Consider the following 8,693-nt stretch of genomic DNA (forward strand, 5'->3'; position numbering starts at 1 on the left):
TGGACCAACCGCAACCGTCATACGGTTGTTGCATGAATCGAGGCATAGCACGCCAAAGAAAGGTGGAAATCGCGATGTCCGGTCCAGAGCCCCGCACTTTTCGCACCATGTTCATTTCCGACGTGCATCTCGGCTCGAAAGCGGCCAAGGCCGATTTCCTGATCGATTTCCTGCGCCACCATGACGCCGATACCATCTACCTGGTCGGCGACATCGTCGACGGCTGGCGCCTGCGGCGCAGCTGGCATTGGCCGCAGAGCCATAACGACGTGGTGCAGAAGTTGCTGCGCAAGGCGCGCAAGGGCGCCTCGATCACCTACATCGCCGGCAACCACGACGAATTCGCCCGCCAGTTCCAGGGCGTGCATTTCGGCGGCATCGTCGTTGCCGACCGCGCCATTCATGAGACCGCCGACGGCAGGCGGCTTCTCGTCATCCATGGCGACCAGTTCGACACTGTGGTGCACAATCAGCGCTGGCTCGCTTACCTCGGCGACTACGCCTATGACACGGCAATGCTGGTCAATCGCCTCGTGACGAGACTGCGCCACCTGCTCGGCCTGCCTTACTGGTCGTTCTCTTCCTGGGCGAAGGTCAAGGTGAAGAAGGCGGTGAACTTCATCGGATCATTCCAGACGGTGCTGTCCGAGGAAGCGCGGCGCTCGCATGTCGACGGCGTGATCTGCGGCCACATCCATCACGCCGCGATCGAAAGCTATGGCGACGTGCAATACATCAACACCGGCGACTGGGTGGAAAGCTGCACCGCGGTGGTCGAGCATTTCGACGGCCGCATGGAGATCCTGACCTGGGCGCATGTGCTGCCCGAAGTTCCGGCCGGCAAGGACGCGCCGGTGCGCGTCGATCTCATCGATCTCAAGGGCAGGGCGGTCAAGGCTGCCTGAGCGCCTTTCCGGCTCCGAGGTTCCTTGTCTTTCAACAGCTTTAGCCAGATCGACTGGTCCAGGCGGTTCCGTCGCGCCTTGCCGCGTGATAGGGATCGAAACGCGTTGCGGGTCGTGGAATGCAGCGTAATTGGATCGATTCATGTCGCTGCCGCCACTTTCGCCTGAGCAACTCGTCAAGCCCGCCCATTTCGAACTGCGCATGAGCCTGATCTTCGCGACATTGTTCGTGTCGCAGGGGACCCATCTGCCCTATTTTCCGCTCTGGCTGGAGGCGAAAGACTTCCACGCCGAACAGATCGCCGTCATCCTGGCCGCGCCGATGTTCCTGCGCGTCGTGACGACGCCGATGCTCACCGCGTTTGCCGACCGGGCGAAGGACCGCGCCAATGTCTATATCGCGCTGGTCGCGGCGACGATGGTAATTTCGGCCGGCTATTTCCTGCCGGCCACCTATGCGGGCGTGCTGGCCATCTCGCTCTTGCTTTCGATCCCCTGGACGCCGCATTCGCCGATGGCCGATTCGCTGGCTCTGTCGGGCGTCCGCCGCTTCGGCTCCAACTACACCGCCATGCGCAAATGGGGTTCGATCTCCTATTTCTGCGCCAATATAATCGGCGGCTTCATCCTGGCGGCCACCGGCCCCCAAGCAGTTCCGGCGATCATCTTTGTGGCCCTTGCCGCAGCGCTTGCCGCGGGTTTGTGGGCGCCGCGGATGGGCAAGCCTCGCAAGGCGTCGCCGCTGTCGGCGACCGACATTCAGCATTCGGCGCCAAGCCTCTTCAACGCCTATTTCCTCTATTTCACGCTCGGCGTCGGCATCATCACCGCTAGCCACGCCTTTCTTTACGGCTTCGTGTCGATCTACTGGAAGTCGATCGGCATCAGCGATTCCGTCGTCGGCCTGCTGTGGGCCTGGGGCGTGGTTGCCGAGGTCTGCATGTTCTTGTTCTTCAACCGCATTTTCGCCTCGGTTTCCGTCGTCAGGGTGATGGTGATCGCCGGCATCGGCTCGATCCTGCGATGGGCCGCCTTTCCGCTGGTCTGGCCGCTGGGGCTCGGCGTCGTCGGCTTCTTCGGCGTCCAGACGCTGCATGCGGTTTCGGTGGCGATGGTGCTGATCGGCCTGCAGAAGATGATCGGCGAAACGGTTTCCGAAGAGCGCACGGGCGCCGCGCAAGGCATCGCCTATTTCTTCAACGGCTTCTTCATGGCCGCGGTCACGCTGGTCTCCGGCCCGCTCTACGATCATCTTGGCGTCGACGGGTTCCTGGCGATGATCCCGATCGCGATCATCGGCCTCGCGCTGATCGGGCTTGCCGCGCGGTCAGCCCCACAGCGCCGGCTGAGGCGGTGAGACCAGCGAGCCCTTGTAGACGAGACCCGGTTCGCGGTCGTGCGCCAAGAGCAGCGGCCCGTCGAGGTCGACGAAATCGGCGCCTTGAGCCAACAGCACTGCCGGCGCCATGGCGAGCGACGTGCCGACCATGCAGCCGACCATGATGCCGAAACCCAGCTCCCGGGCACGGTCGCGAAGGATCAGCGCTTCGGTCAGTCCGCCAGTTTTGTCGAGCTTGATGTTGACGACGTCATAGAGGCCGACCAGCGCTTCGAGGTTCTTCGCCTCGTGCACGCTTTCGTCGGCGCAGATCGGCACGGGATGCGCGATTTCGCGCAAGATGCCATCACGGCCGGCCGGCAGCGGCTGCTCGATCACCACTATGCCGTGCTCGGCTGCGAATGCGAGATTCTCGACGATGTTGTTATCGGTCCAGCCCTCGTTGGCGTCGAGTATGATGCGGCTTTGCGGGGCGGCTTGCGTCACGGCGCGAATCCTTGCCGCGTCGTTGTCGCCGCCGATCTTGACCTTGAGCAGCGGCCGCGAGGCAGCGGCGCGGGCCTGCGCCGCCATCGCCTCAGGTTCGGCGAGCGACAGCGTGTAGGCGGTTTCCAGCGCCTTCGGCGAAACGACCCCGATCGCGTCCGCCACCGGCCTGGCGCTCAGCTTGGCTTCGAGATCCCACAAGGCGCAGTCGATGGCATTGCGGGCCGCGCCCGCCGGCATGGCCGCGAGCAAGGCGGTGCGGCCGATGCCGTCGATGATCGGGCCGCGCATCGCCTCGATTGCGGCGCGCACGCCTTCCATCGTCTCGCCGTAGCGCCTGTAGGGCACGCATTCGCCGCGCCCGACATGTCCGTTGTCGGCGATCGTCACGGTGATGACTTCGGCCTCGGTTTTCGAGCCGCGCGAGATGGTGAAGGTGCCCGCGATAGGGAATCGCTCCGCCTCGACCGAAATGACACGCGCCATATTTTTTCTTCTCCGGCTGTGCGACCCGGTCTTCCGGCAAATCGACACGCCAGTCCCGTCACGCTAAACAGGACGCCATGTTGACCATCCGCAAACGCGATGCAAGCCGCACGCCCGCCGGTGATGCCAATCACCAGCCGCGCATTGCCGTCGGCCAGGAAGGCGACGTGCTCGGCTGCGCTTTTTCGGGTGTCTGGACGACGCGGACCGTGGCATCGGTCGATGCAGAGATGCGCAAGATCGAAAACCGCAACAGCGCCAAGAAGCTGATGCTCGACCTTTCGCAGATCGAGAAGATGGACACGGCCGGCGCCTGGCTGATCGATCGGCTGGCGAGCGCTTACGAGAAGAGAGGCGTCGAAGTCCATGTGCAGGGGCAGAGCGAGATCGCCTCAATCCTGCTCGGCGCGGTCGGCGACGCGGTGCGACGCGAACCCGAATCAGGGCCGGCCGGACCGCCCAACATCATCCTGCGCGCGCTGGAGCTGGTCGGCCGCCGCGTCTACGAGATGCGCGATGATTTTCTGGCCTCGATGAACATCCTCGGCGCCACCATCCGCGGCGCGCAGATGAAGCTCGGCCGAGGCCATGCCGTCAATCCGGCAGCAATCTTCAACCAGATCGACCGTATGGGCGTCGGCGCCATTCCCGTGGTGGTGCTGATGTCGGCCATCGTCGGCGCCATCGTCGCCCAGCAAGGCGCTTATCAGCTTAGCTATTTCGGTGCCGACATTTTCGTTGTCGACCTCGTCGGCGTGCTGATCCTGCGCGAGCTTGGCGTGCTGATGACCGCGATCATGCTGGCCGGCCGCTCGGGCAGCGCCATCACCGCCGAGATCGGCTCGATGAAGATGCGCGAGGAGGTCGACGCGCTGAAGGTGATCGGGTTGAACCCGATCGGCGTGCTGGTGTTTCCGCGGCTCGTCGCCTTGGTGATTGCGCTGCCGTGCTTGACGATCATCGCGAATTTCGCCGCGCTCGGCGGCGGCATCATCGCCGCCTGGCTCTATTCCGACATTCCACCGGCGGCATTTATCGATCGGCTGCGGGTCGCCATCGACCTCAGCACCATTTTTGCCGGGCTGATCAAGGCGCCGTTCATGGCCATGATCATCGGCACCATCGCTTCGGTCGAGGGCATGAAGGTCGGCGGCAGCGCCGAATCGCTCGGCCAGCACGTGACCGCGTCGGTGGTGAAGTCGATCTTCGTCGTCATCATCCTCGACGGGCTTTTCGCCATGTTCTACGCATCGATCGGGTTTTGAGATGGCGGTTGCAAGCGGCAACGGGGTCAACACGGCGCAGAACGCGGACGAGAGCGAGATCGTGCTTTCGGTCCGTGACGTCACGGTTGCCATCGAAGACAAGCTGATCCTCGACAAGCTTTCGCTTGACATCGAGCGCGGCGAGATCCTGGGGTTCGTCGGCGCCTCGGGCGCCGGCAAGTCGGTGTTGCTGCGCACCATCCTCGGGCTTATGCCGAAGCAATCGGGAACCATCAGGCTGTTCGGCGTCGACGTCGACAAGGCAAGCGAGATCGAGCGCCTGCGCATCGACATGCGGCTTGGCGTCCTGTTCCAGCACGGCGCGCTGTTTTCGGCGCTGACGGTGCTGGAAAACGTGCAGGTGCCGATGCGCGAGTATCTCGACCTGCCGAAGAAGCTGATGGACGAGCTCGCCATGCTCAAGATCGAGCTGGTCGGGCTGCCGCCGGACGCAGCGCAGAAATTCCCCTCCGAGCTGTCGGGCGGCATGATCAAGCGCGCGGCGTTGGCTCGCGCGCTGGCGCTCGATCCGGACATCGTCTTCCTCGACGAGCCGACCTCGGGCCTCGATCCGATCAGCGCGGCCGAATTCGACGAATTGGTCGTCAAGTTGCGCGATACGATGGATTTGACGGTCTACATGGTCACGCACGACCTCGACACGCTGTTCACCGCCTGCGACCACGTGGCGGTGCTCGGCAAGAAGAGGGTGCTGGTCGAAGGCACGATCGACGACATGCTGAAAAGCGAGGAGCCGTGGGTAAAATCCTATTTCCGCGGAAAACGCGCCCGACAACTTGATCTTGCGGCTCGCGCATAGCCATAAGTGAGGTAATGGAAACCAGAGCCAACTACGTCATTGTCGGCATTTTCACGCTGGCCGCGATCCTCGCGGCCTTCGCCTTCGTCTACTGGACGGCCGCGATCGGCGAGCGTGGCGAGACGACGCTGTTGCGCGTGCGCATCCCGGGCTCGGCTTCGGGCCTTGGCCGCGGCAGCTTCGTGCTGTTCAACGGCGTCAAGGTGGGCGACGTCAAACGGGTCTATATCGATGTCGACAACCCGACGGTCGCCATCGCCGATACCGAGATCGACCGCATGACGCCGATCACCAAGTCGACGCAGGCCGATATCGGGCTCGCCGGCCTCACCGGCCAGGCCAATATCGAGCTGAAAGGCGCCGATCCCAAGGAAGTGAAGCTGCTCGACCAGGCCGAGAAAGAAGGCAGGGTTCCGGAGATCGTCGCCAATCCGTCGGCCGTGACCAACCTGCTGCAGACGGCGCAGAACATCTTCACCCGTGCCGACAAGGTGCTTTCCGAGCTGGAAGGCTTCACCAAGGATGTTCGCGGACCGCTGACGCAGACAGTCAAGAACGTCGAGACCTTCTCCAACGCGCTGGCCAAGAATTCGGACGGCATCGATAAATTCCTGTCCGCCGTGAGCTCGCTTTCGGAGCAATTGCAAAATGTGTCGGGCCGACTCGACAGCACGCTGAAGGCGGCCGAGGGCCTGCTCAATTCGGTCGACAAGGACCGGATCAAGAGCATCGTCGCCAATGTCGACACGGTCACCGCGAACCTCAAGGAAACCAGCGGGCAGTTGGACGACGTGCTGAAGAACGTCGATGCCGCGGTGGGGTCGGTCAACGACTTCGCCAAGCAGACGCAAGGGACGCTCGCCAAGGTCAACGGCGTTCTCGATGGGATAGATCCGGCGGATGTCCGTACGGCGCTCGCCAACATCCAGAAGGCAAGCGACAGCGCCAACAAGGCGGCCGCCGACATCGCCAAGGTCACCGACAAGATCGCCAACCGCTCCGACGACATCAACGATACGATCAAGAATGCCCGCCAGCTTGCGCAGCGCCTCAACGACGCGTCCGTGCGCGTCGACGGAATTCTCGAGAAGGTCGACAAGCTTCTCGGGTCCGGTGAAGCCAATGGCGTGATGGCCGATGCTCGGGCGACGCTGAAATCCTTCAAGCAGGTTGCCGATACGCTGAACTCTCGGCTGGGCACTATCGTCGACAATCTGTCGCGCTTCTCCGGCCAGGGGCTGCAGGATGTCGAGGCGCTGGTCCAGGCCAGCCGGCGCTCGATCAGCCGAATCGAGGAAGCGGTGACAGATCTCAGCCGAAACCCGCAGCGCATACTGACGGGCGGCGAGGGGGAGGTCCGTCAGTTTGACGGCAGGGCACGGCGTTGACTTCCGCTGCTGCGAACGCCAAGAAGATGGATTGCAGCTGTAAGTTGATCGTCAGATCCGGGGACAGTGGGGATCGCGCGTGAAGTCAGTGAGAGGGTTGAAGTCCGTTGCTGCCGCGACGCTCGTGTTCACGCTTGCAGGCTGCGCGGTACTGGGGGGCAGGCCGGCGCCGCTCGACACGTTCGAGCTTTCCGCGCCTTCGCTCGACATGCGAGGCCACAGCCGCCGCCAGATCCTGATCGCCCAACCCTCGGCGCTGAAGGCGCTGGACAGCCAGAACATCGTGATCAGGCCGTCCGACCAGTCGATCCAGTTCCTCAAGGGCGCGCAATGGGCGGACCGCCTGCCGCTGATCGTGCAGGCAAGGCTCGCCGAGACTTTTCAGCGCTCCGGCAGCTTTGCCGGTGTCGGCAAGCCGGGCGAGGGTCTGGCGATCGACTACCAGATCATCGTCGAGGTGCGGTCCTTCGAAGTCCGGGTCAATGGGGGCGAACATGCCGATGTGGACCTGTTCGTGCGCATCCTCAACGATCGCAATGGCGAGGTGCGCGCCTCGAAGGACTTCACGGCCAGCGCACCGGTCTCGGGCGGCGGAAACGCCGCTTATGTCGGTGCCCTGGACAACGCGTTCGGCCAAGCGGCGAAGGACATCGTGCGCTGGACCGATTCGGTGATCTGAACGAATGCGCGTGCCTGTGCGGTGCCGCGCAAGCTACAAACACTCGAAGACGTCTGCCTGCAATTTTTCGGATTTCAACAGATGTTGCAGGGTGTAGGTCAGCGATAGCGCATCGTCGAGCGCGTCGTGTGCCCGCAACGGAACGTGGTCGACGCCATAGTAGTCCGCCAGCTTGTTGCTGGGTGTCCTCGCCAAATCTTCGATCGGCATCCCTGCCGCTAGCAGCAGCTTGACTGCATTGTCGAACCGGTTGGCTGGTATGGAAACGGGAATGCCGGCGACATAACAACTGATCGCGACCATGTTCAGCTCGTCCTTGCCCCAGGACCAAAAGCGCGCACCGTCGGAGAACCGGTCGATGTCGGCAAGAGCTTCTGCCAATCCGACTCCCTCGGTCTCCAGGGTTTCTTCAGTGATGCCGGTGAGCTGGGTGAAAAACGGATCGAGCGCGTATCCCCGGCCGAATCGGTCAATCGGTTGCACATAGGCGCGGTGCGTGCCTAATAGGGGAAACTCCCCAAGTCCGAGCTTTACTGCGCCGACCTGGGCTATGACCGGATCGGGATCATGAGCCGCGCACCAAAATCTGCGTTGCGAGCCTTCGAGGCAAAGAAATTCGCAGTCGAAGATTATCGCTGTCTTCAAGGCCTTCCCGCCAATTCGAAGATGGGACCTGCGTCAAACTAAAAGTAGATTCTAAAATGAAGAAGCGGAGCAATGGCCCCGCTTCAGTGTCTGACAGGTGCCCCGCTCAGTGCAGGCGGCCGCTGGCGTGGGCCAGCATCGTGTAGACCTTGCCGGTGTCCGACGTGAGATAGGTTTGCGCCATGATGTTGTCGCGGTCGTTGCGCGATACGTCCTTGAGCAGCTTCTCGAAATCGTCGCAGTAGCGGTCGACGGCGGCGCGGAACTCGGCCTCGGCCTGATACTTGCGGCGGATCTCGTCGAAGGTCTGCTGGCCCTTCAGCGTGTAGAGCCGGCGCGTGAACACGTCGCGCTCGCCGCGGCGGTAGCGGTTCCACAGCTCGATCGAGGCGTCATGGTCGATGGCGCGGGCGATGTCGACGGACAGCGAGTTCAGCGATTCCATGACATGCAGCGGCGAACGCTGGGCAGGGGTCGCGCGCGGTGCTTCGGCGGGCGTCGCCGGCTTCAGCTCTTCCTCGCGCGAGGCGTTGGTCAGGAGATCGCGCACCCAGCCGCCCTGCTGCGTGCGGCCGTTCGGATCGCGGCGCGGCGCTTCCGCCGGGCGCTCGAGATCGAGGGTGCCGCGCAGCGTCGTCTCGCCGATCGGTGCCTGCGGCGCCGGGCGCTCCGGCTGAAGC

Annotated in this window: 9 protein-coding genes; 6 read left to right on the forward strand and 3 right to left on the reverse strand. The window is 63.3% G+C overall.

Annotated features, from left to right (window positions below; translation table 11 throughout):
- Positions 1 to 74: 74 nt before the first annotated feature.
- Both A9K71_RS12160 and A9K71_RS12165 read left to right on the forward strand, forming a co-directional pair.
- Positions 75 to 905: a UDP-2,3-diacylglucosamine diphosphatase gene (locus tag A9K71_RS12160; RefSeq protein ID WP_082980470.1), complete on the forward strand. Its 831-nt coding sequence runs from the start codon at positions 75 to 77 to the stop codon at positions 903 to 905.
- A 142-nt stretch (positions 906 to 1,047) separates the two neighbouring features.
- Positions 1,048 to 2,262 (forward strand): MFS transporter, encoded by a 1,215-nt coding sequence (locus tag A9K71_RS12165; RefSeq protein WP_066995266.1) that lies wholly within the window; start codon positions 1,048 to 1,050, stop codon positions 2,260 to 2,262.
- Here the strand turns inward: A9K71_RS12165 and dgcA are convergent.
- Positions 2,233 to 3,216 carry an N-acetyl-D-Glu racemase DgcA gene (gene dgcA / locus A9K71_RS12170; protein WP_066995269.1) on the reverse strand — a complete coding sequence of 328 codons (984 nt, stop codon included), beginning with the start codon at positions 3,214 to 3,216 and terminating at the stop codon, positions 2,233 to 2,235. The genes A9K71_RS12165 and dgcA overlap by 30 nt on opposite strands.
- A gap of 77 nt (positions 3,217 to 3,293) precedes the next feature.
- Here dgcA and A9K71_RS12175 point away from each other — a divergent pair, with 77 nt between their 5' ends.
- The 4 genes from A9K71_RS12175 to A9K71_RS12190 all read left to right on the forward strand — a co-directional run bounded on the left by A9K71_RS12175 (position 3,294) and on the right by A9K71_RS12190 (position 7,368).
- Positions 3,294 to 4,481, forward strand: coding sequence for an ABC transporter permease (locus tag A9K71_RS12175; RefSeq protein WP_066995271.1), 1,188 nt, complete (start codon positions 3,294 to 3,296; stop codon positions 4,479 to 4,481).
- A gap of 1 nt (position 4,482) precedes the next feature.
- Positions 4,483 to 5,301 (forward strand): ABC transporter ATP-binding protein, encoded by an 819-nt coding sequence (locus A9K71_RS12180; RefSeq protein WP_066995274.1) that lies wholly within the window; start codon positions 4,483 to 4,485, stop codon positions 5,299 to 5,301.
- Between the two features lie 14 nt (positions 5,302 to 5,315).
- Positions 5,316 to 6,689 carry an MlaD family protein gene (locus A9K71_RS12185; protein WP_066995277.1) on the forward strand — a complete coding sequence of 458 codons (1,374 nt, stop codon included), beginning with the start codon at positions 5,316 to 5,318 and terminating at the stop codon, positions 6,687 to 6,689.
- A gap of 88 nt (positions 6,690 to 6,777) precedes the next feature.
- The gene (locus tag A9K71_RS12190) at positions 6,778 to 7,368 is read left to right on the forward strand and encodes an ABC-type transport auxiliary lipoprotein family protein (RefSeq protein WP_095777782.1); all 591 of its coding nucleotides are present in this window, start codon (positions 6,778 to 6,780) and stop codon (positions 7,366 to 7,368) included.
- Positions 7,369 to 7,401: 33 nt separating this feature from the next.
- Here A9K71_RS12190 and A9K71_RS12195 read toward each other — a convergent pair whose 3' ends face one another.
- Both A9K71_RS12195 and A9K71_RS12200 read right to left on the reverse strand, forming a co-directional pair.
- Complete coding sequence (locus A9K71_RS12195; RefSeq protein WP_066995283.1) at positions 7,402 to 8,013, reverse strand: 3'-5' exonuclease; 612 nt, start codon at positions 8,011 to 8,013, stop codon at positions 7,402 to 7,404.
- 106 nt (positions 8,014 to 8,119) lie between these two features.
- The coding region (locus A9K71_RS12200; RefSeq protein WP_156752644.1) for a hypothetical protein at positions 8,120 to 8,693 on the reverse strand (574 nt) is incomplete at its 5' end.

The sequence above is a fragment of the Mesorhizobium sp. WSM3873 genome (assembly GCF_001672445.1).
In the GTDB taxonomy this organism is placed as follows: domain Bacteria; phylum Pseudomonadota; class Alphaproteobacteria; order Rhizobiales; family Rhizobiaceae; genus Mesorhizobium.